Here is a 25241-nt window from a genome sequence, read left to right as displayed (position 1 = left end):
GCCGCCGCTAATTTGCAACCATTTGCTACAGATTTGCTATCATTCAAACGAGCAGGAGGCAATGCGCACCACCATGAGCATAGGCGCCATATCACCGAGTTCCGCCAGCCAGCCGCCGACGCGCGCGACGCCGCCGGTGCAGGTGACGTCGTCGGTCACGCCTGCGGGTCCGGCTTCAGCCTCGACCAGCTCATCCCCGAACACCAATTTTTCCGGCAGCGACTCCGTCACCAACCTGACGCCGGAGGCGCTGGCCCTGGTCGCCCAGCTGAAGACCCGCGACACCGAAGTACGCCAGCACGAGCAGGCGCACCTGGCCACCGCCGGCGGCCTGGCCACTTCCGGCGCCACCTACACTTATCAGCGCGGACCGAACGGGGTCGATTACGCCATCGGCGGCGAGGTACAAATCGATACCTCGCCCGGCCGCACGCCGGAGGAGACCATCGAACGCGCCCGCACGATACAGGCGGCGGCGCTGGCGCCGGCCGATCCCTCCGGCGCCGACCGCGCGGTGGCGGCCCAGGCGGCGCAGCTGGAACTGCAAGCCCGCGCCGAACTTGCGACGCAGCAGGTGGAACAGGCGGCGGCACAGCTCAATCGACAAGGTTCAGCGGCGGGCACCGCCGCCAAAGTCCAGCGCACCTATGAAACGCCGCCGCTGGTGCCGCCCAAGCTGGATATCTATGCGTGAGTGATAGAATCCCGCCTTTGCCAGTCCAACAAAGAGCAACCATGTTAAAAGCACCACGCACCCTGACCTTCAAATGCGCCAAATGCGCCAAAGCCGTGCAAGTCCGCCTGCAAAAGGTGTCGGCCTGCTCGCACATCCAGCCTTACCTGGGCATTTGCGCCTGCGGCGAAGTCAAACACCACGCCATCGGCCAGAAAGACGCCGTCGCTTCCTACCTGGCGGCACCGGAAGGCTGGACCCACCATCATTAATCTTTGCGCAGGTCTCAAGAAATCGCCAGCGGGACCGTTATAGAAGTACTATCAAACGAAATCCGCTGGAACCTGCCATGTCTATCCTACCTGCTCTCGGCCCCCGCGCTTTGCCAGCGCCCCTCTATGGCGCCAACACGCGCAATGACGGCAAGACGACCGGCACGACCGCCGCCACACCAGTGAAAGCAGCCAATTCCGCGCCGGCGTCGACGTCCAACGACGCGCTGGCGCAGCATGTGGCCTCGGTCGGCAATGCGACGGTCGATTTCGCACAGGATTTCGTCAACAGCTTCGCCACCTCGCTGTTCGGCGACGCAGGCAAGGGGGCGACCATCAGTTTCGACTCGGCCAGCCTGGACACCTCGTCCAGTTTCGGCATAGGCGTGCAGCATAGTTCGGGGCCGAAGGGCACCAGCGACGCCGCCGCTTTCGACCTGACCGACAGCTCGCACTTCGTCGGCAAAGGCACGATCACCACCGCCGATGGCCGCAAGTTCGATTTCGAAGTGGAAGTGCAGTACAACGCTGAGCTGAGCGGCGCCGCCAGCCAGAGCTCCAATAATCCGAGTAGCCCCGCCAGCACCGGCGCCACGACCGGCAGCGGCAGCCAGCCTTCCGGCACGTCCACCAGCAAGCCGGCGGCAAGCAACGGCGCCAGCACCGACAACCTGCCGTCGGTGCAGGTGCCGAACATCGACTTCCCGGGCACCTTGGCCGACCTGTTCCAACTGATCGGCCGCGACCTGCACTCGGCGCTGTCGACCGGCGACAGCTCGCCGAGCCAGACCAGCAACGGCATCGACCGCAATACGCTGCGCAATCTGTCGCTGCGTCTTCTCAGCCTGGTCAACAGCAAAGACACCAACACCTACAGCGCGCCTACCGCCGCCGACAAGGTCAAACCGGCAGCCGACGCCACCGACACGCAGGCCGCACCGGCCCCGATCAAGGCGGGACCGGCAGGCGTCAGTGCACAGCCCGCGCCGGCCGACGATCCGATCTCGACCACCGCCGCCAACGACGCCGCACCGAGCGTCAAAAACGCCACCAGCTAAGCGCCAAGTATAATAAGCGCCTCAACACCAAAACGCCGGCAGGGATGAACACCATCCCCGGCGTTTTTTGTGCTTCCGCTTATTACACCTACCGATTGCCCCGACATGTCCGCACACACCACCGCCTCCCCTACGCCGCAACAGATCCACTGGGAGGAGAACGGCGTGCAGTGCGCCGCGCGCTGGCGCTCCGAAGCCGGCATGCCGCCGCCGAAGCGCGTCGTCATCGCCGACGACCGCACCAACGCCGACGTGGCCTACCGCCTGGCCTGCGAAGGCACGGCGCTGCTGTGGCGCGGCGGCTTCCAGAACGCCCGCCAGCTGCTGCAAGCGCTGGCGCGCCGCGCCGACCACAAGGCCAAGCCGGCCAAGAAAGCCAAGCCGGCCAAAGTGCCTGCCACGCCGACCGAAGCCTTCCACCTGCATCGCCAGGCGCAATCGCAACGCGCGCGCACGCTGGCCATGCTGCTGATTCCTTTCGACGCCGCCTACGCCATCCCGCTGCGCCGCGCACCGGACGTGCAGTTGGCCTGCAACGAGGCCTACGGCCGCTTCGAGGAACCGTTCGTCGCCTCGCTGCGTGAGCTGCTGGGCGTGATCGGCGCGCACGAATGGCGCCGCACCGGCGTCGAGATCCCGGCGCTGGACGCGCGCATCCACCCGCACTACGGCGTGTTCTCGCCGGTGCGCGGAGAGTATGTGGAACTGGTGGCGAATACGCCGCTGCCGGCCGGCGTCAAGCTGGCTTACGACATCGGCGCGGGTACCGGCGTGCTGTCGGCGGTGCTGGCCAAGCGCGGCGTGGCGCGCGTGATCGCCACCGACCAGGATCAGCGGGCGCTGAGCTGCGCGCGCGAAAACCTGGCGCGGCTGGATCTGGACGGCCAGGTTGAGCTGCTGGAAGCGGACCTGTTCCCTGAAGGCCGGGCGCCGCTGGTGGTGTGTAATCCGCCGTGGGTGCCGGCGCGTCCGAGCTCGCCGATCGAATATGCGGTCTACGATCCGGACAGCCGCATGCTGCGCGGCTTCCTGGCCGGCCTGTCGGCCCATCTGACGCCGGGTGGCGAGGGCTGGCTGATCCTGTCGGACCTGGCCGAGCACCTGGGCCTGCGTCCACGCGACGATCTGATGGAATGGATCGCCGCCGCCGGCCTGAAAGTCATCGACCGCCACGACGTGCGCCCTACCCACCCGCGCGCCGCCGATGCCACCGATCCGCTGCACGCCGCCCGCGCCGCTGAAGTCACCTCGCTGTGGCGCCTGGCCGCCGCGTAAAAACACCTTGCGCTAAATCAGATTTGTATTGAGTGGCGTTTGACTCTGTTTAACATCCAGAGCAGACTTCCCCTGGAAAGCGGGGCCACTCATGCAAACAGTTGAAATCCTTCAAGCGATACGCAGCCTCCTGGAGCAACTTCAGGAGACAAAATCCGATAATTTCTCGGAGTTGTCGAGGCGGTTGAATCAAATGCAGGAGTATTTTGACGCCACACTTTCGCGCATCCACTCCGGTGAAGCCGAAGACGCTCTCGACCTCGATTTTAAAATCGACGATGCTCTGGCACTAGCCAAGCAAGTTATTCAAGAAATCTACAAACGAGCTGTCTTACCCCTCCCCAGGGAAGCTGCGAGAGCCGCCTATGCCTCCGCCACCGATCTGCAGTGGGAACTTGGCGAGCACGACATACCGTTCTCGCCCCGCAAACCCGGGTATGCAGCAAGCACGGCAGAGGAAGTAAATCAGGTATTGGATCGGATTGAGTCCGAGAGATGAGTTCGGAAAGACTTATCCGAACGCTCAACTGTGACCTCCCTCGGTTTAAAAGCAGTTTTCAGCGGCTTAAACCGGACATCAAAAAGGAGGCCAGGCGTGCCCTCGGGGAAATGGTTCTGATGGACATCGATGCCCCACCAGCTAAGCTGCACCTGCACATGCTGACCAACAAGCAAGTTACCTCGGTGCTAGACCCGACGAAAAAAGTCAACGTCTACACGGTTCACCTCACCAGCAACGACGCTTACAAGGCGAGCTTCACCTTTGAAGGCGGCTGTGCATATCTGAGGGACTGCGGAACCCATGCAGACATCGATAAGTCCCCGTAATGATGCGATAAACATAAGCGCCACTTAAAAAATCTTACGAAATATAAGTGGCTCTTATTTTGCCCCTTGCGGAATGCAAAAGGCCTATGTATAATTCGGGCCTCAGACGCGGGGTGGAGCAGTCTGGCAGCTCGTCGGGCTCATAACCCGAAGGTCACAGGTTCAAATCCTGTCCCCGCAACCAGATTCGATAAGCCGTTGATTTCTTTCAGGAATCAACGGCTTTTTCTGTTTACAGCACCGATTCCCTTGGCGCGCAGCCCTGTCTCCGATATACCCAACCTGTCATAAAACTGTCACAATCGCTCTTTTTGGTTACTCAGGGAGACGCGTGTGAAGGATCAAGTTCAGGTTTCAGCCCAACAGGAGCAGGACGCTCCCGCCAGTCCATCGCGCCGCCGCATCTTCCAGGCCGCCGCCGCTACCGGCATGGCCGCTTCCCTGCCCGCCCTGAGCGAAGCCGCCACCGCCAAGCCGGCCGCCGTCAAAGGTTCGCTGGACGCCAAGCTGCAAGCCCATATCAAGAACGTGGTCGTGATCTACCTGGAAAACCGCAGCTTCAACAACCTGTTCGCCAACTTCCCCGGCACCGCCGCGCCGTTGTCGGCAGCCACCGCAGCCGCGTGCCAGCAGCGCGACTTCGACGGCTCCGTACTGCCCACGCTGCCGAAAATCTGGGGCGGCATGGTGCCCAACACCCAGGACATCGGCGGCAAAAAATACCTGCTGAAGGAAGACGACGTCAAGAACCTGCCGAACGGCCCGTTCAAACTGGTCGACACCGAAGGCAAGCCGCTGCCGGAAGCCGTCATCACGCGCGACCTGTGGCACCTGTTCTACCAGAACCAGATGCAGATCAACGGCGGCAAGAACGACGGCTTCGCGGCCTGGGGCAACACCGGCGGCATGGTCATGGGCTACTACGGCGAGACCAGCAAAAACCTCGGCCTGTGGAAGATCGCCGAACAGTACACGCTGTGCGATAACTTCTTCATGGCGGCCTTCGGCGGCTCCTACCTGAACCACCAGTTCCTGATCTCCGGCCGCACGCCCGAATACTTCAACGCCAAGGACACCGCCGCCAAGAAGAAGATCGCGGTGCTCGACGACGGCCCGACCGGCATGCGCCTGTCCGTGACCAAGGACAGCCCCGTCTCGGCGATGGATGGTCATCCCATCTACACAAACAACGGCGCCATCACGCCGGACGGCTACGCGGTCAACACCATGGCCCCGCCCTACCAGCCGAGCTACATCCGCCCGGCCTACGACGGCGATCCGCTGCTGGCCGATCCGAAGGATGCCGGCACCCTGCCGCCGCAAACCTACGACACCATCGGCGACCTGCTGTCGGCCAAGAAGGTCAGCTGGGCGTGGTACGGCGGCGCGTGGCAGGCGGCGCTCGATGCGCGCGGCGGCGGCGAGAAGCCCAACTTCCAGTACCACCACCAGCCGTTCAACTACTTCAAGCAGTTCGCGCCCGGCACCGCCGCGCGCGCGGAACACCTGCGCGACGGAGGCCTGGGCGACAGCCCGATCTCGAACAAATTCATCGCCGACGCCATCGCCGGCAAGCTGCCTGCGGTGACCTTCTACAAGCCGCAAGGTAACCTGAACCTGCACGCCGGCTACTCGGACATCGAATCGGGCGACGCCCACATCGCCAACGTGATCGAGCACCTGAAGAAGTCCCCGCAATGGAAGGACATGGTCGTCGTGATCACCTTCGACGAAAACGGCGGCTGGTGGGATCACGTCGCGCCGCCCAAGGGCGACCGCTGGGGCCCGGGCTCGCGCATTCCGGCCATCGTGGTCTCGCCGTATGCGAAGAAAGGCCAGGTCGATCACAGCTTCTACGACACCACCTCGATCATGCGCTTCATCACCCGCCTGCACGGCCTGCCGCTGCTGGAAGGCCTGAAGCTGCGCAACGACGCCTTCGCCGCCCGCAACGCGCTGCCGCCGGGCGACCTGACGGGAGCGCTGAGCTTCCGTTGAGTTTGGGCTTTGTGTTACACTTCGCCCTTAACTTACACTGAGCCCGACTGCTACAGCCGGGCTTTTGTTTTTTTCAGATGAGAGATAAAAAAGATAACGCTACGTTCGACCTGCCCGGCTTCAGCCCGGCCGCGCCGCTCGAACCGGAAGCAAAGCGTCCGCCGCCGCCACGCGGCAAGCGCGCGGCACTCAAGCAAGTGCAACTGGAACTGCTCGAACCGACCGACACCTCCGGATTGCCGGTCTGGGTGCGCGACGAAAACCTGGACCTCACCGGCTTGCCGGTGTGGGCGCCAAACTAATAACAACCCGATTATCACAGCGTCAGCGAGCCTGTTAGACTGTGACCACGTCCTTTTTGAACAGGTCTGACACCATGACATCCACCGCCTCCACCGCGTTTTCCAGCCTGCCGCTGACCACCGCCCTCCTGGACAATCTCGATTCGCTCGGCTACAAGGAGATGACGACGATCCAGGCGCAAAGCCTGCCGTCGGTGCTGGAAGGCCGCGACCTGATCGCCCAGGCCAAGACCGGCAGCGGCAAGACCGCAGCCTTCGGCATCGGCATCCTGGCCAAGCTCAATCCGGCCTGGTTCGCCGTGCAGGCGCTGGTGCTGTGCCCTACCCGCGAACTGGCCGACCAGGTGGCTAATGAGCTGCGCCGTCTGGCGCGCGCCACCGGCAACGTCAAGGTGCTGGTGCTGACCGGCGGTTCGCCAATGCGTCCGCAGATCGCCTCGCTGGAGCATGGCGCCCACATCGTGGTCGGCACGCCGGGCCGCGTGCGCGATCACCTGGGCCGCGCCACGCTGGACCTGTCGAAGGTGGAAACGCTGGTGCTGGACGAAGCGGACCGCATGACCGACATGGGCTTCTACGACGAAATCGCCGGCATCGTCAGCGCCTGCCCGAAACGTCGCCAGACCTTGCTGTTCTCGGCCACCTACCCGGACGACATCCGCCGCGCCACCGACTCCTTCCTGGCCGATCCGGTCGAAGTGACGGTCGAAGCGCAGCACGACAACAGCCAGATCGAACAGCTGTTCTTCGAGATCGGCTTCGACGAGCGCAACTCCGCCGTGGCGCGCCTGCTGGGCCACTACAAGCCGGTATCGGCCATCGCCTTCTGCAACACCAAGGTGCAGTGCCGTGAGCTGGTGGAAGAGCTGCAATCGAAAGGCTTCTCCGCCATGGCGCTGTACGGCGAACTGGAACAGAAGGAACGCGACGAAATCCTGGTGCTGTTCTCCAACCGCAGCTGCTCAGTGCTGGTGGCCACCGACGTCGCCGCGCGCGGCCTGGACATCCCGAACCTGGAAGCGGTGATCAACGTCGACGTGTCGAAGGACACCGAGGTGCACATCCACCGTATCGGCCGCACCGGCCGCGGCGCCGAACAAGGCCTGGCCTTGTCGCTGTGCGCGCCGAACGAGAAGAAGTGGGTCAAGCTGATTGAGGAATACCAGAAGGCGCCGGTCGAATGGTTCGACCTGAAAAGCCTGGACGACAATGAATATGGCAATGATCCAGCGCCGATGATGACGCTGGTGATCTCGGGCGGCAAGAAGGACAAGCTGCGTCCGGGCGACCTGCTGGGCGCACTGACCGGCGACGCTGGCCTCTCGAAAGAACAAGTCGGCAAGATCAACGTGTTCGAGTTCCAGACCTACGTGGCGATCGACCGCCGCGTGGCCTACGATGCCTTCGAGCGCCTCAGCCGGAACAACCCGCTGGGTGGCGACTTCGGCGCCATCAAAGGCCGCAACTTCAAGATGCGCTTCATCGAGTCCTAAGGCGTCATTCCCGCGAAAGCGGGAATGACGTTGGCTAACGGTGCGGCTGCTCGATATGCGGCAGCAGCACCGTCAGGATGCCCAGCAGCGGCAGGAACGAACACAGTTTGTACACATAGGCGATGCCGGCTACGTCGGCGATATGCCCCATGGCGGCGGCGCCGATGCCGCTCACGCCAAACATCAATCCAAAGAATATCCCCGCAATCATGCCGACCTTGCCCGGCATGAGCTCCTGCGCGAACACCACGATGGCGGAAAACGCCGACGAGATCACGAAGCCGATCACCACCGACAGCACGGCCGTCCAGGCCAGGCCGACGTAAGGCAGCATCAGCGTGAACGGCGCCGCGCCGAGGATCGAGATCCAGATCACGCGCTTGCGGCCGATGCGGTCGCCGATCGGCCCACCCATGAAAGTGCCCGCCGCCACCGCCGCCAAAAACAGGAACAGATACAACTGCGCCGACGATACCGACAAGCCGAATTTATCGATCAGGTAGAAGGTGTAGTAGCTGCTCAAGCTCGACATGTAGATGTACTTGGAGAAGACCAGCAGCGCCAGCACCGTCAGCGCGCCATAAACGCGGCCCTTGGATAAAGGCGATACGGCATGCGATGCGGTTTTGCGCGGCAGTCCGGCCAGGTGCGCGCTATGCCAGCGGCCGACGCGTACCAGCACCACAATCGCCACCATCACGAGCAACGCAAACCAGGCGATATTGCCCTGCCCACGGCCGATGATGATCGCTGCAGCCAGCAACGGCCCGAGCGCCGAACCGACATTGCCGCCGACCTGGAACAGCGACTGCGCAAAACCGAACCGCCCACCCGAGGCGATGCGCGCCACGCGCGAAGCCTCCGGGTGGAAGGTCGAGGAACCGACGCCGATCAGCGCCGCAGCCACCAGCAAGGCCGGGAAGCTGCCGGCGCCGGACATCATCAACACGCCGATCAGCGTGGAGACCATCCCCAGCGGCAGCAGGAAAGGCAGCGGGCGGCGGTCGGTGTACAGACCTATCCACGGTTGCAGCAGCGAGGCGGTGCACTGGAAGGTCAGCGTGATCAGGCCGACCTGCGCGAACGTCAGGCCGAACTGCGCCTTCAGCATCGGATAGATCGACGGCAGCATCGCCTGCGTCAGGTCGTTCAGCAAATGGACCAGCGCGACGGCGCCGAGGATGGAGATAACGGTGTCGCCGTGGGCGCGACTGGCGGGAGCAAGTGTGGAGGTATTCATGCCTGCCAGTGTAATATGGCTAAAAACACGATATATTCCATTTTTCGTCGAATAAGTGACAAATGAAGGCTCTCAAACGCAGCAGCGATCATCGCGATTACCAGCGCGTGCCACGCGTCGTCACGGCGATGGCGCGCGACGAGGTGCACGGTGTATCGGTGGCGCCGCACAGTCACGAACGCGCGCAGCTGCTGTATGCCACAGAAGGGCTGATGAAGGTGAAGACCGCCTTCGGCGTGTGGATACTGCCGCCGCGCCGCGCGCTGTTCATCCCACCGGGCGTGGTGCATCAATGGACCTCGCTAAGCCGCGTGACGATGCGGACCATCTACATCGAAGCCGGGGCGGCGCAGGCTTTCGGCGACAGCTGCCGCGTGATCGAAGTCAGCCCGCTGCTGCGCGAGCTGATACTGTCGCTGCTGGATGAGCCGATCGAATATCCACTGCCCGGACGCGGCGAACATCTGGCGATGCTGATCCTGTCCGAACTGGCGGCGGCGGAGACGGTGCCGATCGCCATCCCCTGGCCGCGCGACCGGCGCCTGCTGGCAGTGTGCGAAGCCATCATGGACGATCCGGGCAGCCCGCGCACCATCGAGGACTGGGCCGCCGAAGCCGGCGCCAGTGCGCGTACCTTGATACGCCTGTTCCCAAAAGAGACCGGACTGCACTACCGCCAATGGGTGCAGCAGGTGCATCTGGCCGAAGCGTTCGGCCGGCTGGCGCGCGGCGACAGCGTGGGCGAGATCGCGGCTGCGCTGGGCTATGCCAGTCCGAGCGCGTTCAGCGCGATGTTCCGCCGTATCCTCGGCAAGACACCGCAGCATTATCTGAACGGCTGGCGTGCGCCTTTGCAGTTGGCTTAAGCCGTCGCCAACGCAAAACGGAATACGGCGCCGCGCTGCGGCATGCGGACCAATTCGATGGTGCTGTCGTGCAGTTGCAGGATGCGGCTGACGATCAACAGGCCCAAGCCCCCTTCCCTGTGTTCGCCGCGCAGCGCGAACGGGCGGCGGAACAGCACTTCCTCCATATCCGCCGGGATGCCAGGCCCCGTATCGCTGACGGTGATGCGAACCTGACCTTGTCCACCCGGCTCCACTGTTATCTCCACCGTGCCGCCGGCCGGCGTATGGCGGATCGCGTTGTCGAACAGATTGGTCAGCACGCGCTCGATCATGCCCAGGTCCGCGCGCACCATCGGCGCCGGATGCGGCAGCAAGGCGTTCAGGTGCAGCTGTTTTTCCTCGGCGCGCAGTTCGAATTTCTGGAACACGTCCTGTATCAGGTCACTCAGCGAGAAGGCTTCGATCTCCGGAGCCACCGCGCCATGTTCCAGGCGCGCCAGCTCGAACAAGGCCTGCGCCAGACGCCCCACCTTGCGGCTCTGCGCCAGCGCGATGCCGAGGTAGTGCTGGCGGCCCGCCGCATCCAGCGTCTCGTCCTTCAGCGACAAAGTCTCCAGGTAGCCGTGCAGCGAGCCAAGCGGCGTGCGCAGGTCGTGGGAGATGTTCGCCACCACTTCGCGGCGCTCATGATCCAGCTGGCGCATGGTCTGCCATTGCTCGTTGATGCGCTCGGCCATCTCGCCGTAGGTGCGCTCCAGGATCGCGATCTCGTCGCGCCGCCCACCGGCGTTGGGCGGCGGCAGCACCAGCTGCTCGGCCTTGGTGTCGAGCTGGCGCATGGTCGCGGTCAGGCGATGCAACGGCCGCGTGATCAGGCGGAAGGCAACCAGGCCGGCCAGCAGCCCTAGCAAAGCCACGATCGCCATCGACCACAAGGTCGTGCGCAGCACCGAGCTGGCGGTGGCGCGGGCGGCAAGCCGGTCGTGCTCCTCGCTTTGCAGGATGACGTAGATGTAGCCGACCTTGCGCTCGTCCATGCGCAGCACGGCCGCGCTGAACACCTTGCGGCCGCTGTCGCTGCGCGGGTCGTCGCCCTGGATCGGCAAGGGCTGGTTGTCCAGCAGGCGGCGGATCGGTTCAAGGTTCACATGGTCGCGCTTCAAGTGACCGGCCGGCGCGGCGTGGCCGACGATGCGGCCGTCCATGTCCAGCAGGTAGACTTCGACGTTGGGATTGACCACCATCAGCTGACCGAACAAGCGGCGCACCGTTTCGGGGCCGAGGCCCTCACTGGCCGGCGCACCGGGCGCAGGAACGGGATCGCTGTTCGCATGCATCAGCTGCGCGTCGAGCGCGATGCTGCGCGCCAGCCCGCGCGACAGGCCCTGCACCACTTCCTTCTCATGCATGATGTTGGCGCGGATCTGCAACCATGCGGACGCGCCGCAGCAAGCCAGCAGCAGCACCGAGAACACCAGCGACAGCCGCTGCGATAAGCTCAGGTTCATTCCGCAGGCCCGCCGTTGGCAAAGCGGTAGCCCTTGCCCCACACGGTCAGGATGCGGGCAGGGTCGGCGGGATCGGCTTCGATCTTGGCGCGCAGGCGGTTGATGTGGGTGTTGACCGTGTGTTCGTAGCCGTCGTGCTGGTAGCCCCACACCTGGTTGAGCAGGTCCAGCCGCGAGAACACTTTTTCCGGATGCTTGACGAAGAAGTACAGCAGGTCAAATTCGCGCGGCGTCAGGTCCAGCGGGCGGCCTTCGACCTGGGCTTGCCGGGTCAGCGGATCGAGGCGCACGCCGTTCAGTTCCAGCGCGCCGGATTCATTGCGCTGGTTGCGGGCCATGGCGTCGGCGCGGCGCAGCAGCGCCTTGACGCGAGCCACCAGCTCCAGCACCGAGAACGGCTTGACCAGGTAATCGTCCGCGCCCAGCTCCAGGCCGAGGATGCGGTGCACTTCGCTGGAACGGGCGCTGGTGATGATGATGGGCGTGTAGGTCGCCATCGCCCGCGCCTGACGGCAGATCTCCAGTCCGTCCACGCCGGGCAGCATCAGGTCGAGGATCAGCGCATCCCAGCCGCCGGTGCGCAGCTGGGCCAGGCCCTGGTTGCCGTCGGCGCAGTGGGTGACCTGATAGCCTTCATCCTGCAAATGCAGGCGCAGCAGGTCGGCAATGGGCATATCATCCTCAACGATCAGGACGCGTTTTGGTAAATCCATAGTCAGTCGGGCCGGGTAAAAGTCTGGATGCCGCCATTGTGCGGGATTCCTGCGTTGGAAAGTATCACATTTAATTGAAGTTTACGTGAGGATTTCGCCAGCCCTTCCCGGCCACAATGGCTGCATCGACATTCCACTTTATGGAGTTCATATGACTTCCAGACGCAAATTTCTCCTGACTAGCGGCGCCGCCCTGATGGCAGGCGCCGCAGCTTTAAAATGGCGCGCCGTCCATGCCGCCCCGGCTCCGGCCTGGGAAGTGACCCACACGGACGCCGAATGGCACGCACTGCTTTCGCCCGCGCAGTATGAGATCTTGCGGCGCGGCGGCACGGAGCGGCCGTTCAGCAGCCCGCTCTACAAGGAGCATCGCGCCGGTAAATTCTTCTGCGCCGGCTGCCAGAATCCTTTGTTCTCGTCCGCGACCAAGTTCGATAGCGGCACTGGCTGGCCCAGTTTCTGGAAGCCGCTGGAACGCGGCGTCTACACCAGCCGCACGACGTCGCTGGGTTTCCGTGGCGCGGAGGTGCAGTGCCGCCGCTGCGGCGGGCATCTGGGCGATGTGTTCGACGACGGCCCGGAACCGACCGGCCTGCGTTACTGCATCGACGGTCTGGCGCTGACTTTCACGCCCGGCGCGGCTTAACGGAGGTTGAACATCATGCTGTTGATACTTCTTTCTTATCTGGGCGGCGCGCTGACCATAGTTAGCCCATGCATTTTGCCGGTGCTGCCGTTTGTGTTTGCGCGCACGGGGCAGCCGTTTGTGCGCAGTGGCCTGCCGATGCTGGCAGGGATGGCGCTGACCTTTGCGCTGGTGGCGACGCTGGCTGCCGTCGGCGGCGGCTGGGTGGTGCAGGCCAACCAGTATGGCCGCTGGCTGGCGATGGCGCTGATGGCCTTCTTTGGCCTGACCTTGATGCTGCCGCATCTGGCGGATCGCTTGACCAAGCCGCTGGTGGCGCTGGGCGACAAGCTGTCCAGCAAGGCGCAGGCGTCGGATGCTGCGACGGGCGACGGCGTCTGGTCAGGAGCGCGGGCGTCGTTCCTGCTCGGGATTGCGACTGGTCTGCTGTGGGCGCCCTGCGCCGGTCCGGTGCTCGGCCTGGTGCTGACCGGCGCGGCGCTGAACGGCGCCAGTGCCGGGACGACGCTGCTGCTGTTGGCCTATGCGGCGGGCGCGGCGACTTCGTTGGCGTTGGCGCTGCTCATCGGCGGTAAGGTCTTCAGCGCGATGAAGCGTTCATTGGGCGCGGGGGAATGGATACGGCGCGGCTTGGGCGTGGCCATGCTCGGCGGCGTGGCAGCCATCGCCAGCGGGCTCGATACCGGGCTGTTGACGCGGGTTTCAACCGTGGCGACGGCTGGGCTGGAGCAAAAGCTGATCGATAAGCTGTCGCCGCACGATCCGCAGGGCGACGCCATGCACGGCTCGAGCGCCATGATGGCTGGTGGCGCGATGATGTCGCGCACGGCGATGACCGGCAAGGGCCCAGCCATGCACGGCGCGGGGCCGGCTGACGACACGCTGCCGGTGGAAGGCAAGCTGCCGCCGCTGACTGGCGCAGTCGACTGGCTGAACTCCGCGCCGCTGACCGCAGCCCAGCTGAAAGGCAAAGTGGTGCTGGTCGACTTCTGGACCTACTCCTGCATCAACTGCCTGCGCACCATGCCCTACGTGAAAGCCTGGGCGGAAAAGTATCGCGACCAGGGCCTGGTGGTGATCGGCGTGCACGCTCCGGAATTCGCCTTCGAGCGTGATATCGGCAACGTCCGCAAGGCGATCAAGGACCTCGGCATCACCTACCCTGTCGCCGTCGATAACGATTACGCCATCTGGCGCGCGTTCGGCAACCAGTACTGGCCGGCGCACTACTTCATCGACGCCAAGGGCCAGATCCGTCATCACCATTTCGGCGAAGGCGAATACGCCCAGTCCGAGCAGGTGATCCAGCAGCTGCTGGAAGAAGCGGGTCGCAAGGACGTCGCCAACACGGTGGTCAGCGCGGAAGACGCCAAGGGCGTGCAGCAGGCCGCCGACATGGGCCAGGTGGCTTCGCCGGAGACCTACCTGGGCTACGAGCGCGCACGAAACTTCGCCTCGCCGGAGGGACAGGCAGCGGACCAGCCGCGCAGCTACACCGCTCCATCGCAGCCGGCGCTGAATCAATGGGGCCTGGCCGGCAACTGGCTGTCGCAGCCTGACCAGGTCACACTGAACCAGGGCACGGGCCGTATCGTCTACCGCTTCCATGCGCGCGACCTGCACCTGGTGCTCGGTCCCGGCAAGGATGGCAAACCGGTGCGCTTCCGCGTGACGATAGACGGCGCAGCACCCGGCGCAAACCACGGCACCGACGTCGGCGTCGATGGCAGCGGCACCATCACCGGCCAGCGTCTGTATCAGCTGGTGCGGCAGTCCGGCAGCATCGCCGACCGCACCTTCAGCATTGAATTCCTCGATCCCGGCGTGCAAGCCTACGCCTTTACCTTTGGTTGAAACGGAGAGCACATCATGAACAGTATCCTGAAAAATTGGGGCGGCCCAGCCGCGCTGGTCGGCGCGGCCATCTTCGGCGTGGCGTTGTGGCAGCAGCCGGCGGAATCGGCGGAAGTCGCGGTGGTGATCGCGCCACCGGCGGTCGACGAACCGGCTGGCGCCGAACACGCTGCCACTGCGATCTTTGCCGGCGGCTGCTTCTGGGGCGTGCAAGGCGTGTTCCAGCACGTGAAGGGTGTCAGCAACGCCGTCTCAGGCTATGCCGGCGGCGACAGCCGCAGCGCCAACTACGACGCCGTCAGCGGCGGCGACACCGGCCACGCGGAGAGCGTGAAGATCACCTACGATCCGGCGCAGGTCAGCTACGGCAAGCTGCTGCAGATCTTCTTCTCGGTGGCGCACAATCCGACGGAGCTCAATCGCCAGGGCCCGGACAGCGGCACGCAATACCGTTCGGCGATCTTCCCGCAAACGCCGGTGCAGCGCAGCGTGGCGGAAAAATACATCGCTCAGCTGGATGCCTCGCACGTGTTCAGGAAACCGCTGGCGACCAGGATCGAAATGGACAAGGCGTTCTACCCAGCCGAGACCTATCACCAGAACTTCCTGACGCTGCACCCCAGCCATCCGTACATCGCCTTCAACGACCTGCCGAAGGTCGAGAACCTGAAGCGTATCGCGCCGGATGTGTATCGCGCCGATCCGGTGCTGGTCCGCAAGGGGCTGTAGTACAATTACAGCAAAATACTATGCGGCCAGGCGCCATGGATACCAGAGACGATCCCTCCCCCGATTCACCGCTGCGCCGCCGCTTGCTGGGCGGCCTGTTGTCCGCCGCCGCGCCTGCGCTGCCGCTGATTTTGCCGTCCAGCGCGCGCGCTGCCGATGCCCCCATCCAGGTCGGCGGCCTTCCCGTCACCTGCAATCTGACGCTGCCGGTAGCCTGCATGGCGAAAGCCGCCGACGCGGGCAAGCCGGGCGCGCTGCCGCGCGGCTTCGAGTACAGCAAATACAATGGCTGGCCCGAGGTCAAGGAGTCGCTGATGACGGGCCGCATCCAGGCCGCCTACATGCTGGCGCCGCTGGTGATGGACCTGGCCGACAAGCGCATCCCGGTCAAGATCGTCTCGCTGGGCCACCGTTCGGGCGCCGTCATCATGGTGCGCACCGATTCGGCCTATAAAAAATTCTCCGACCTGCGCGGCAAGCGTATCGCCATACCAAGCCGCTTCGCGGTGGACTTCCTGTTCCTGCGCAAAATGCTGGCGCGCGAGAAGATGACACCCAAGGACATCGAGATCGTCGAGATGGCGCCGCCGGACATGCCGGCCGCGCTGTACGCCAAGGCGGTGGACGGCTACTGCACCGGCGAGCCTTTCGGCGCCGCCGCGCAGCGCGCCGGCTACGCCCGTCCGCTGGCGATGACACGCGACGAGTGGCGCAACTACATCTGCTGCGTGCTGACGGTGCGCGAAGAACTGATCAAGGAAAACCGCCCACTGGTGCAGGAGCTGGTCAACTATGTGCAGGCCGCCGGCAGCTGGCTCGACTCCACGCCCGTCAGTCGCGAGAAGGCGATCACCATCGCCGCCGGCCGCAAGTACTTCAACCAGGATCCGAACATCCTGCGCTTCGTGATGCAGAACCCGACCGACCGCGTGACCTACGGCGACCTGCGCATGATACGCGCCGAGTTCGACGAATTGATGCAGCTGTCGATCGAAGCAGGCACCATCAAACACCCCATCGCCTACGAGTCGTATGTGGACGAGAGCTTCGTCAAGGCCATCAAGCCGGTCGCCATCAATATATGAGCAAGCTGAAAGTTGCGTTACTGGCGATGTCGATCGCGTTCGGCGCGCAAGCGGCCGATACTCTCGGTCTAAAGGCCGGTGTGTTCGATCCGCCACGCATGGCGCCCGACTTCACGGTGCGCGGCTCGGACGGCAAGGAACTGAAACTGAGCCAGTACCGCGGCAAGCTGGTGCTGCTGGAATTCGGCTACACCTCGTGCGTGGATGTATGTCCGGTGTCGCTGGGGATGCTGGCGGAGGCGCGCCGGCAGATGGGCGCACAGGCCAGCCAGCTGCAGGTCATCTACGTCACCGTCGATCCCGAGCGCGATACGCCCGAGCGCATGCGGAATTACCTGCGCGCTTTCGATCCGACCTTTATCGGCGCCACCGGCACGCCGCAGCAGATGGCGCGCGTACGCCAGGACTATGGCATCACCGCCACCAAAAAAATGATCGATGGTAGCAAGACCGATTACATCGTCGGCCATTCCTCGTACCTGTACTTCGTCGATCGCAAGGGAAGCTTGCGCGCGTTACTGCCGTTCGGACGCACCGCCGCCGACGTCGTGCACGACGCCACGCTGCTGTTGAAGAATTGAGTACGCAGCGTCTACGCAAACCGGCCGCCATCGCGCTGGGTCTTGCCGCTACCGCCGTCGTAGCCCTGTGCGCATGGGCCGCGCTGGCGCCGCTCACCCTGCCCTCGCGCGACGAGCTGTTTGAAATCCCCAACGGCACCTGGGCGCGCCGCATGGCCGGCGACAAGGTGGAGATCCTGCCTGCCGAAATTCATCTGACGCAGGGCGCGAACGACGTGCTCCTGCTGCGCAACAAGGACAGCGTGCCGCAGATTTTCGGGCCGGTGCTGATCATGCCGGGCCAGAGCTTCCGGCTGCCGTTTGAAACCGTCTCCGTCAACGACTTCGCCTGCACCGCGCACGCCAGCGGGCAAATGCGGGTGGTGGTCGACGCCATGCCGCCCGCCGGCTGGCCGCGCCTGAAATGGCGCGCCCTGCGTATGTTCTCAACTTAATTGGACGTTATGGAAAAACTCAAGAAAATCCTGCCGCCGCTGGCGGTGCTGGCCGCGTTGATCGCCTTGTGGTGGATCGTCGTGGTGCAGACCGAGAGCGTGATCTTCCCGACGCCGCTGCAAGTGGTGACCGGCACGCTGGAGCTGGCCGAAGACGGCACGCTGTGGGAGCATATCGGCGCCTCGCTGTTCCGGGTCGGTACCGGCTTCGGGCTGGCGGCGCTGGTCGCCATCCCGATGGGCCTGTGGATGGGCCGCGTGGACGGCGCCTACATCACGCTCAATCCCATCTTCCAGATCCTGCGGCCGATCTCGCCGATTGCGTGGATACCGCTGGCGATCCTGTGGTTCGGCGTGGGCAACCTGTCGCCGATCTTCCTGATCTTTATCGCCGCAGTGTTCCCGATGATCGTGCAGACCGCGTCCGGCGTGCACACCATCGAGCGGCGCTACCTGCGGGCGGCGGAGAACTTCGGCGTGTCGAAGGCCACCCTGTTCCGGCAGGTGATCATACCGGCGGTGCTGCCGGAGATTATCGTCGGCATGCGCATCGCGCTGGGCGTGGCGTGGCTGGTGGTGGTGGCGGCCGAGATGATCGCGCTGCGCTCCGGCCTGGGCTACCTGATCATGGACTCGCGCAACGCCGGCAACCGCTATGACCTGGTCATCGCCGGCATGATCATCATCGGCATCATCGGCCTGATACTGGACGCGGTGATGCGCAAACTCGAAGGCCTCAAATCGGTAAGGTGGCGCTATGGACGCTAAAATCGTCGTCAACGATATCAAGAAAAACTTCAAGGAGCTGCCGGTGGTCGGCGGTGTCAGCCTGGATGTGAAGGACGGCGAATTCGTCGCCATCGTCGGCCCGTCCGGCTGCGGCAAATCGACGCTGATGAAGATCATCGCCGGCTTCGAGCAGCCCAGCGAGGGCGAGGTGCGCATCGACGGCATGGTGCGGCGCGGGCCTAGTCCCAAGGGCATCGCGATCTCGCAGCATGGCTCGGTGTTCCCGTGGCTGACGGTGCAGCAGAACCTGATGTTCGGTCTGACCGGCAATGGCCATGGCGACAAGTCGGCGCTGGCCGATCACTATGCGGAGATGGTGGGCTTGAAGGGTTTCGAGAACAGCTATCCGCACGAGCTGTCGGGCGGCATGCTGAAACGGGTGGAGCTGGCGCGGGCCTTCGTGGTCAAGCCGGAGATCCTGTACATGGACGAGCCCTTCTCCGCGCTGGACGCGTTGATGAACCTGAAGATGCGCACCGAACTGCTGCGCATCCTTTCCGAGGAGCGCCACACGGTGATCCTGATTACGCACGATGTGGAGGAAGCGCTGTTCATGGCGGACCGCATCCTGGTGCTGTCGCCGCGTCCGACGCGGATACAGGCATCGTTCGACGTCCCGCATCCGCATCCGCGCAAGCTGTCCCGCCCTGAATTCCAGGAGATGAAGGAACAGATCCTGCGCGAACTGGGCGTGACTATTTGACCTGCTTGAGTACTTCCAATACGGCCTCGGTCACGGCTTCAGGCTTGTCGGCCTGAATCCCGTGGCCGGCGCCGGCCACGATACGCTGCGTGCCGCGCGTGGACAGCGCGGCCATCTGCTTCTGGATCGCGACGTTCTCGTCTTCCATCGCTTTATTCAGCGCGCTTTGCGGCTGGTTCGGCACCGCATACGGGCTCACGCCGCGCGTCAGCACCACCAGCGGCAGGTCGCCGAGCGGGCGGCGCAAGGCGCGCAACTGCTCATCGCTATCCTTCATCGCATTCCATTCCGCCACCGTGGTGCGCCAGTAGACCGGCTTGCGCTCCTTCGCCAGCACCACCGGGCCAAGCGCAGGGCCGAAGAAAGTCGACGGATCGCCGATGCAGTTCTTCTGCTGCTCGCTGCCGGCGGCGATGCCCTTGCCTTTGCTGGCAGCGGCCAGGCAGTACTGGTTCTGCTGCTCGACCATGCCGTAGATCTGCTTGATCTTCCCATCGGTGACTTTATCGAGGCGGCTGGTTTCGTCTTCGTGCTGCGCTTCGACCAGCACCAGGCCCTTGACCTCGTCCGGATAGCGATAGGTGTAGACCTGCACGTTGGCGCCGCCCAGCGAATTGCCAACCAGGATATACGGCGGCTTGACGTCGGCGCTTGCCAGCAGCTTGTGCAGATCCTCGGCCACGTTCTCGGAGGTGTTCGGGCGAGTGGCAGGATCGCTGAAGCCGAAGCCGGCGCGGTCAAACACGCAAGCGCGCGTGTGCTTGGCTACTTCCGGCTGCACCTTGAACCAAGCCCAACCGGCGTCGCCGGACGGCGAGTCGAACAGCACGGTGGTGGCGCCCTCGCCGCTGCAATGCAGATTCATCTTGCGGCCGCCGACATCGATCAGCTGCTGCGGCTTGGCAAACGCACGGCCGCCATCGCTCTTCACGACGGAAGCCGCCAATACAGGGGAAACGGCAGCGGCGGCCAGCGCCAGCAGTTCAAGACGGAACAAAGGTTTAGTCATTCAGCTCATCCTTAAAAATGGGGTCAAGTCTGACATTCGGACACGGGCTCAAGCTTGTCAATTTTACTACAGCTGTGCTCGTGTCCGAATGTCAGACTTGACCCTCACTTTAGCGGACGGCGAGGGAGACGCTGGCGGGGAATTGCGGGGCGCGGCGGTGCAGCGTAGCCTGTTCGTAGGAGTAGGCCATGCGGATCAGCGAAGCTTCGCTGTAGGCGGCGCCGACGAAGGACAAGCCTACCGGCAGGCCGTGTACATACCCGGCCGGCACCGTGATGTGCGGGTAGCCTGCCACCGCCGCCGGCGACGAGAAGCTGCCGCCGAAGTGGTCGCCGTTGATGAAGTCGGTCAGCCATGCCGGGCCGCCGGTCGGCGCCACCAGGGCGTCGAGCTGGTGCTCGCGCATTACCTGGTCGATGCCTTCGGCGCGCGAGTAGCGCTGGTTGTTGGCCAGCGCGTCGCGGTAGGCCGGGGTGTCGAGATCGCCCTTGGCCTGCGATCGCTCCAGGTATTCCTGGCCGAAGTACGGCAGCTCATGCTGGTGGTTTTTCTGGTTGAAGGCGATGACGTCGGCCATGTTGGACACCGGCGCGTGCGGTGCGTAGTCCTTCAGGTAGGCCGCCAGGTCGGCCTTGAATTCGTACAGCAGCACTTCGGTCTCGCTGTCGCCGTATTTGCTGACGTTGGGGACTTCGGTGTCGACCAGGATCGCGCCCTGCGCCTTCAGGTCCAGCAGCGCTTTTTCGATCACCGCGTCCAGCTCGTCGTTGGTGCCGAAGAAGTTGCGGGCCACGCCGATGCGCTTGCCCTTCAAGCCGCCCTTCTCCAGCGCGGCGCGGTAATCGCCTGCCTTGCCAGCGCCCTCCTGCGTGACCGGATCCATCGCATCGACGCCGGTCATCGCGGCCAGCATCAGGGCGGCGTCGGCGACGCTGCGCGCCATCGGGCCGGCCGTGTCCTGCGAGTGGGCGATCGGGATGATGCCGCTGCGGCTCACCAGTCCCAGCGTCGGCTTGATGCCGACCAGGCCGCAGATCGATGCCGGCGAAACGATCGAGCCGTCGGTCTCGGTGCCGACCGCCAGCGTGGCCAGGCCGGCGGCAATCGCCGCGCCCGAGCCGGAGCTGGAGCCGCTGCAATTGCGGTCCAGCGAATATGGATTCAAGGTCAGTCCACCGCGCCCGCTCCAGCCGCTGACCGAATGCGTCGAGCGCATATTGGCCCATTCGCTCAGGTTGGTCTTGCCGATGATGACGGCGCCGGCCGCGCGCAACTGGGCGGCGACGTGGGCGTCGCGCGCGGCGCGGATGCCGTTCAGCGCCAGCGAGCCGGCGGTGGTGCTCATGCGGTCGCCGGTGGCGATGTTGTCTTTGAGGAGGACGGGGATGCCGTGCAGCGGGCCGCGCACGCGCTTGAGGTTGCGCTCACGGTCCATGTCCAGCGCGATCTTCAGCGCTTCGGGATTGATTTCGATGATGGCGTTGAGGCGGGGGCCGGCTTTGTCGATGGTCTTGATGCGGGCCAGGTATTGCGAGGTCAGCGAGTGCGAGGTCAGTTTGCCGGCCTCCATCATCTGCTGTTGTTCCCAGACGCCGGCATCGAGGATGCCACCGGGGCCGAGCTTGGACGCCGCACCGGCCTGCGCCGCCAGCACCCGGTTGCTGCCCGCCATGGCCCCTGCGGCCACGCCGATACGAACAAATTCCCTGCGATCCATGCCATCCTCGTGAGTGGTTTTAACTGATCACCAATGCGCACTATTTATTGCATCGCATAAATATATCAGCGTGTTGCCACCTACACCACAGAAATTATTACAAATCAGCAAATAATTACTAACTTCCAATAAAAAAAGCACGCTGGCATGATGCGAGCGTGCTTTTTTGGCATAAAAACCGATTAGTTACGAACGATACGCTTGTATTCGTTGGTACGGGTGTCGATTTCGATGACGTCGTCCTGGCTCACGAACAGCGGCACTTGCACGGTGTGGCGATGGGCTTCGATGGCGTTTTCGATCTTGGCTTCTTTCAGGACGTTGCCCGAAGTGTTGCCTTTAACCGCAGGCTCCGAGTACACGACCTGGCGTGCGATGGTGGTTGGCAGTTCAACCGAGATCGCTTTGCCGTCGTAGAACACGGCTTCGCATTCCATACCGTCTTTCAGGTAGTTCAGCGCTTCGCCCAGGTTTTCTTCTTCGATTTCGTATTGCTCGTAGTCGGTGTCCATGAACACGTACAGCGGATCGGCGAAGTACGAGTAGGTCACTGGCTTCTTGTCCAGAACGACTACGTCGAACTTGTCGTCGCCGCGGAACACGTTTTCCATCGGGGTGTTGGTCAGAAGATTCTTCATCTTCCATTTGTACGTGAAGCCCGTGCGGCTCGAACCGTTGACGTCGGAGCGCAGAACGATCATAGGCTTGCTGTCAACCATGATGATGTTGCCAACACGAATTTCTTTTGCAGGTTTCATAGAGAGTGTACGTAAAAAGTAGGTTGCGTAAAAATCATCTGTCGCCAGGCTGAACGCCCAAAGCTCACGGTTGATCGGGTAAAAATGCGCTAGAGATTAACCCGGCATTATACCTTGTTTTTCCCGCACCGCCTATCTCAGCGTGGCGGCGAACGCCATCAGATTGGCGGCCAGGTCGCCGTGGGCCAGCATTTGCGCCTGCCACTCGCCGGCGCGCGCCTGCATCGCCGGCATCTGGCGCGCGAACGCTTGCCACAGCGTCGGCCAGCCGCTGCCCTCGCCCGCCGTCGGCGCGCCGTTCCAGCGCAGCGAAAATTCGGCCAGCGCGTCGAGTTCGACGGCGTAGCGTTGCAGGAAGGCGCGCAGTTTTTTGTGGTGCAGGTCTTCGTCCTGCGGGTAGATGTGCCAGACAAAAGGCTTGCCGGCCCACTGCGCGCGCACGAAGGAATCCTCGCCGCGCACGAAGTTCAGGTCGCAAGCCCACAGCAGCTTGTCGTAGTCCGGCTGCGGCACGAAAGGCAGCACGCGCAGCGTCAGCGCGCCATCGGTGGCGCTGGCGCCGGCCCTGGCTTCGGCGCCGAGGAAGGCTTGCACCGACTCGGCCGCCACACCTTCCGGCACCAGGCAGGTGACGGCCTGGTCGCCCTGGCGCCAGACATCCAGCAACGCCGAGACCGGCGCGTGCGGGTAGCAGAACAGCGAGACCTTGGTGGCCGCCAGCTCGCCCGGCGTAACGCCGAAGCGCGCCAGGAGCTGCGCCATCGCCGCCGGCGAGGACTGGAACTGAACGCGCTGCTGTTCCAACTCCACCTCGCGCAGCAGGCCGCCGGTTTTGTCGGTGAAGCCGGGGAAGAAGAAATGCTTGGTCAGCGGCAGGCGCGGATGCGGCGACGTCAGGCGATGGCAACCTTCGACCCACTCCTCGGCAGTCAGGCCTTCCAGGTTGAACCACACCGGGCGCGGCTCGCACTGCGCCATCGCCTCGATGTAGCCGGGCGGGATGTCGACCGCGAAGAATTCAATGACGATGTCGGCCACGTCGCCCGGCGTGAAGGCGCCGTCCTGGTCGCGCCAGTGGCGCACCCGCACGCCATCGAGCTGCTGGCTGTCGGCGGCGGTGTCGACCTCGGGACAGATGCGACGGAAGCTGGCCAGGTCGTCGACCCACAGCGTGACGGCGATGTCGTGCTCGCGCCGCAGCTGGCGCGCCAGGCGCCAGCAGATGCCGATGTCGCCGTAGTTATCGACGACGCGGCAGAACAGATCGAGGCGGCGAAATTTATTCATGATGAGTCGGAAAAACGTGAGGCTGGATGATACCTGATTAACGTGCGAGGGCCACCAAGAATACCAAAACTTCCGCCCACAGGCCCAGTCCAATCCCTTCCAGCGCAGGTCCATGCGGCACGTGGACAGCGCTGGCTAATAGCAACCACAACAAGGAGATGTCATGAACGAGTATCAACAATACTATGGACAACAACTAGCACCACAACAACTGGGCGGCCTGGCGCCGCAAGGTTTCTTCGGCAGCTTGCTGGGCGCACCGCTGGGTGGCCTGATCGGCCGCGGCATCGGCGGGCTGTTTGGCAATTCCCATCTCGGCAGCCAGATCGGCCAGGCGGCCGGCGGCATCGGCGGCTCCTTCCTGCCACTGGGCGTCGACCCTGTGACCGCCGCCTACGCACAACAAGCACAACAACAGCAACTGCAACAACTACAACAGCTGCAACAGGCCCAGCTCGCACCACAGGGCTGGTTTGGCAACATCATCAAGAGCGTGGCACAACCACTGGGCGGCGCCATCGGCGGCGCTTTCGGTAACGCCGGCCTGGGCAACACCATCGGCGGCATCGCCGGCCAGTTGGGCGGCATGCTGCCGTTCGCGGCCGATCCGGTGCAGCAAGCTTACGCCCAGCAGGCAGCCCAGCTCCAACAACTACAACAGCTGCAAGCACAAGGCTTGGCGCCGCAAGGTTGGTTCGGCAATATCATCAAGAGCGTGGCGCAGCCGCTGGGCGGCATGATAGGCGGCGCCTTCGGCAATTCCGGACTGGGCAACACCATCGGCGGCATCGCCGGCCAGCTGGGCGGCATGCTGCCCTTCTCGGCCGATCCGGTGACGCAAGCCTATGCACAGCAGGCGGCGCAGCTGCAAGCGCAAGGCCTGGCGCCGCAGGGCTACTTCAGCGACCTGCTGCGCCAGCGCGGCAACACCGGCATCATCAGCCCACCCATCTTCGGCCGGACCGCCATCGGCAGCCCCGGCATCGGCTACTCGGTGCCCAACATCGCCAACATGCTGCCGTTCGCCGTCGATCCGGTGACGCAAGCCTATGCGCAGCAAGCCCAGGACGCGCAGCTGCAACAGCTGCAAGGGCTGGCGCCTCAGGGCTGGTTCGGCAACCTCATCAAGAGCGTGGCGCAGCCGCTGGGCGGCGCCATCGGCGGCGCGTTCGGCAATTCGGGACTGGGCAACACCATCGGCGGCATCGCCGGGCAGCTGGGCGGCATGCTGCCGTTCGGCGTCGATCCGGTGACGGCGGCTTATGCGCAACAACAGGCACAACTGGCCCAGCTGACGCAGCAGGCGCAACTGGCCAACGCCGGCAACGGTTTGTATGGCGGCCAAACCCTGCATTGACCGGGCGCTGAGGCGCTGACCGGACGGCCCTGCCGTCCCCTGCCCTCCGACGGCGGCGGCCGCGGAGGGCGCTGCACTTTTCAA

26 protein-coding genes and 1 tRNA gene are annotated in these 25241 nt (G+C 64.0%); 20 read left to right on the top strand and 7 right to left on the bottom strand.

The annotated features are described in order from the left end of the window. Positions 1-61 precede the first annotated feature (61 nt). The 10 genes from D0T21_RS02280 to dbpA all read left to right on the top strand — a co-directional run bounded on the left by D0T21_RS02280 (position 62) and on the right by dbpA (position 7899). Positions 62-694, top strand: a complete 633-nt coding sequence (locus D0T21_RS02280) for a putative metalloprotease CJM1_0395 family protein (RefSeq protein WP_116988215.1) — start codon at positions 62-64, stop codon at positions 692-694. A gap of 41 nt (positions 695-735) precedes the next feature. Next, positions 736-945 carry a hypothetical protein gene (locus D0T21_RS02275; RefSeq protein WP_008449977.1) on the top strand — a complete coding sequence of 70 codons (210 nt, stop codon included), beginning with the start codon at positions 736-738 and terminating at the stop codon, positions 943-945. A 77-nt stretch (positions 946-1022) separates the two neighbouring features. Next, complete coding sequence (locus D0T21_RS02270) at positions 1023-2003, top strand: hypothetical protein (RefSeq protein WP_199538384.1); 981 nt, start codon at positions 1023-1025, stop codon at positions 2001-2003. A 105-nt stretch (positions 2004-2108) separates the two neighbouring features. Next, positions 2109-3278 carry a class I SAM-dependent methyltransferase gene (locus tag D0T21_RS02265; RefSeq protein ID WP_116994259.1) on the top strand — a complete coding sequence of 390 codons (1170 nt, stop codon included), beginning with the start codon at positions 2109-2111 and terminating at the stop codon, positions 3276-3278. A 91-nt stretch (positions 3279-3369) separates the two neighbouring features. Beyond that, positions 3370-3777 (top strand): hypothetical protein, encoded by a 408-nt coding sequence (locus D0T21_RS02260; protein WP_116988212.1) that lies wholly within the window; start codon positions 3370-3372, stop codon positions 3775-3777. A 119-nt stretch (positions 3778-3896) separates the two neighbouring features. Continuing rightward, positions 3897-4106: a hypothetical protein gene (locus tag D0T21_RS31545; RefSeq protein ID WP_147328015.1), complete on the top strand. Its 210-nt coding sequence runs from the start codon at positions 3897-3899 to the stop codon at positions 4104-4106. Between the two features lie 107 nt (positions 4107-4213). After that, positions 4214-4290, top strand: a tRNA-Met gene (locus D0T21_RS02250). Between the two features lie 149 nt (positions 4291-4439). Next, on the top strand, positions 4440-6104 hold the full coding sequence (locus tag D0T21_RS02245) for an acid phosphatase (protein WP_116988210.1): 1665 nt from the start codon (positions 4440-4442) through the stop codon (positions 6102-6104). A 77-nt stretch (positions 6105-6181) separates the two neighbouring features. Further along, entirely contained in the window at positions 6182-6406 is a 225-nt protein-coding gene (locus tag D0T21_RS02240) for a hypothetical protein (protein WP_116988209.1), read from the top strand. A 74-nt stretch (positions 6407-6480) separates the two neighbouring features. Then, positions 6481-7899, top strand: coding sequence for an ATP-dependent RNA helicase DbpA (gene dbpA, locus D0T21_RS02235; protein WP_116988208.1), 1419 nt, complete (start codon positions 6481-6483; stop codon positions 7897-7899). Positions 7900-7933: 34 nt separating this feature from the next. On the opposite strand, the gene D0T21_RS02230 is transcribed toward dbpA, so the two are convergent. Beyond that, positions 7934-9139 carry an MFS transporter gene (locus tag D0T21_RS02230; RefSeq protein ID WP_116988207.1) on the bottom strand — a complete coding sequence of 402 codons (1206 nt, stop codon included), beginning with the start codon at positions 9137-9139 and terminating at the stop codon, positions 7934-7936. Positions 9140-9201: 62 nt separating this feature from the next. Between D0T21_RS02230 and D0T21_RS02225 the strand changes: the two genes are divergently transcribed. Next, positions 9202-10005 carry a helix-turn-helix domain-containing protein gene (locus tag D0T21_RS02225; RefSeq protein ID WP_116988206.1) on the top strand — a complete coding sequence of 268 codons (804 nt, stop codon included), beginning with the start codon at positions 9202-9204 and terminating at the stop codon, positions 10003-10005. On the opposite strand, the gene D0T21_RS02220 is transcribed toward D0T21_RS02225, so the two are convergent. Further along, a complete protein-coding gene (locus D0T21_RS02220; RefSeq protein WP_116988205.1) occupies positions 10002-11495 on the bottom strand; it encodes a HAMP domain-containing sensor histidine kinase in 1494 nt (497 codons plus the stop codon). The genes D0T21_RS02225 and D0T21_RS02220 overlap by 4 nt on opposite strands. Then, entirely contained in the window at positions 11492-12208 is a 717-nt protein-coding gene (locus D0T21_RS02215) for a response regulator transcription factor (RefSeq protein ID WP_116988204.1), read from the bottom strand. Before D0T21_RS02215 ends, D0T21_RS02220 begins: the two co-directional genes overlap by 4 nt. 151 nt (positions 12209-12359) lie before the next feature. On the opposite strand from D0T21_RS02215, the gene msrB reads away from it, so the two are divergent. From msrB to D0T21_RS02175, 8 genes are read left to right on the top strand one after another with little or no spacing between them, the layout of a single operon-like run. Then, positions 12360-12854, top strand: a complete 495-nt coding sequence (msrB, locus tag D0T21_RS02210) for a peptide-methionine (R)-S-oxide reductase MsrB (protein ID WP_116988203.1) — start codon at positions 12360-12362, stop codon at positions 12852-12854. Between the two features lie 15 nt (positions 12855-12869). Next, positions 12870-14708, top strand: coding sequence for a cytochrome c biogenesis protein DipZ (locus D0T21_RS02205; RefSeq protein ID WP_116989329.1), 1839 nt, complete (start codon positions 12870-12872; stop codon positions 14706-14708). A gap of 15 nt (positions 14709-14723) precedes the next feature. After that, positions 14724-15437: a peptide-methionine (S)-S-oxide reductase MsrA gene (gene msrA / locus D0T21_RS02200; RefSeq protein ID WP_116988202.1), complete on the top strand. Its 714-nt coding sequence runs from the start codon at positions 14724-14726 to the stop codon at positions 15435-15437. A gap of 35 nt (positions 15438-15472) precedes the next feature. Continuing rightward, entirely contained in the window at positions 15473-16522 is a 1050-nt protein-coding gene (locus D0T21_RS02195) for an ABC transporter substrate-binding protein (protein ID WP_116989328.1), read from the top strand. After that, positions 16519-17103 carry an SCO family protein gene (locus D0T21_RS02190; protein WP_116988201.1) on the top strand — a complete coding sequence of 195 codons (585 nt, stop codon included), beginning with the start codon at positions 16519-16521 and terminating at the stop codon, positions 17101-17103. Before D0T21_RS02195 ends, D0T21_RS02190 begins: the two co-directional genes overlap by 4 nt. Then, positions 17100-17537 (top strand): hypothetical protein, encoded by a 438-nt coding sequence (locus D0T21_RS02185; protein WP_229211302.1) that lies wholly within the window; start codon positions 17100-17102, stop codon positions 17535-17537. The genes D0T21_RS02190 and D0T21_RS02185 overlap by 4 nt, the downstream gene beginning before the upstream one ends. A 9-nt stretch (positions 17538-17546) precedes the next feature. Then, on the top strand, positions 17547-18305 hold the full coding sequence (locus tag D0T21_RS02180; protein ID WP_116989326.1) for an ABC transporter permease: 759 nt from the start codon (positions 17547-17549) through the stop codon (positions 18303-18305). After that, positions 18295-19029: an ABC transporter ATP-binding protein gene (locus tag D0T21_RS02175; RefSeq protein WP_116988200.1), complete on the top strand. Its 735-nt coding sequence runs from the start codon at positions 18295-18297 to the stop codon at positions 19027-19029. The genes D0T21_RS02180 and D0T21_RS02175 overlap by 11 nt, the downstream gene beginning before the upstream one ends. On the opposite strand, the gene D0T21_RS02170 is transcribed toward D0T21_RS02175, so the two are convergent. The 4 genes from D0T21_RS02170 to earP form a co-directional block, all read right to left on the bottom strand. Beyond that, the gene (locus tag D0T21_RS02170; protein ID WP_116988199.1) at positions 19022-20038 is read right to left on the bottom strand and encodes an alpha/beta fold hydrolase; all 1017 of its coding nucleotides are present in this window, start codon (positions 20036-20038) and stop codon (positions 19022-19024) included. The genes D0T21_RS02175 and D0T21_RS02170 overlap by 8 nt on opposite strands. A gap of 109 nt (positions 20039-20147) precedes the next feature. Next, complete coding sequence (locus D0T21_RS02165) at positions 20148-21755, bottom strand: amidase (protein WP_116988198.1); 1608 nt, start codon at positions 21753-21755, stop codon at positions 20148-20150. Positions 21756-21937: 182 nt separating this feature from the next. Beyond that, positions 21938-22513, bottom strand: a complete 576-nt coding sequence (locus D0T21_RS02160; protein WP_116988197.1) for an elongation factor P — start codon at positions 22511-22513, stop codon at positions 21938-21940. Positions 22514-22645: 132 nt separating this feature from the next. Further along, on the bottom strand, positions 22646-23800 hold the full coding sequence (gene earP / locus D0T21_RS02155; RefSeq protein WP_116988196.1) for an elongation factor P maturation arginine rhamnosyltransferase EarP: 1155 nt from the start codon (positions 23798-23800) through the stop codon (positions 22646-22648). A 163-nt stretch (positions 23801-23963) separates the two neighbouring features. On the opposite strand from earP, the gene D0T21_RS02150 reads away from it, so the two are divergent. Then, entirely contained in the window at positions 23964-25157 is a 1194-nt protein-coding gene (locus D0T21_RS02150) for a hypothetical protein (protein ID WP_116988195.1), read from the top strand. Positions 25158-25241: the final 84 nt, after the last annotated feature.

Source organism: Duganella sp. BJB476, from assembly GCF_003416895.1.
GTDB lineage: Bacteria > Pseudomonadota > Gammaproteobacteria > Burkholderiales > Burkholderiaceae_D > Rugamonas.
Note: the sequence above shows the minus strand (reverse complement) of the source record. Positions and strands in the feature narration are given on the sequence as shown.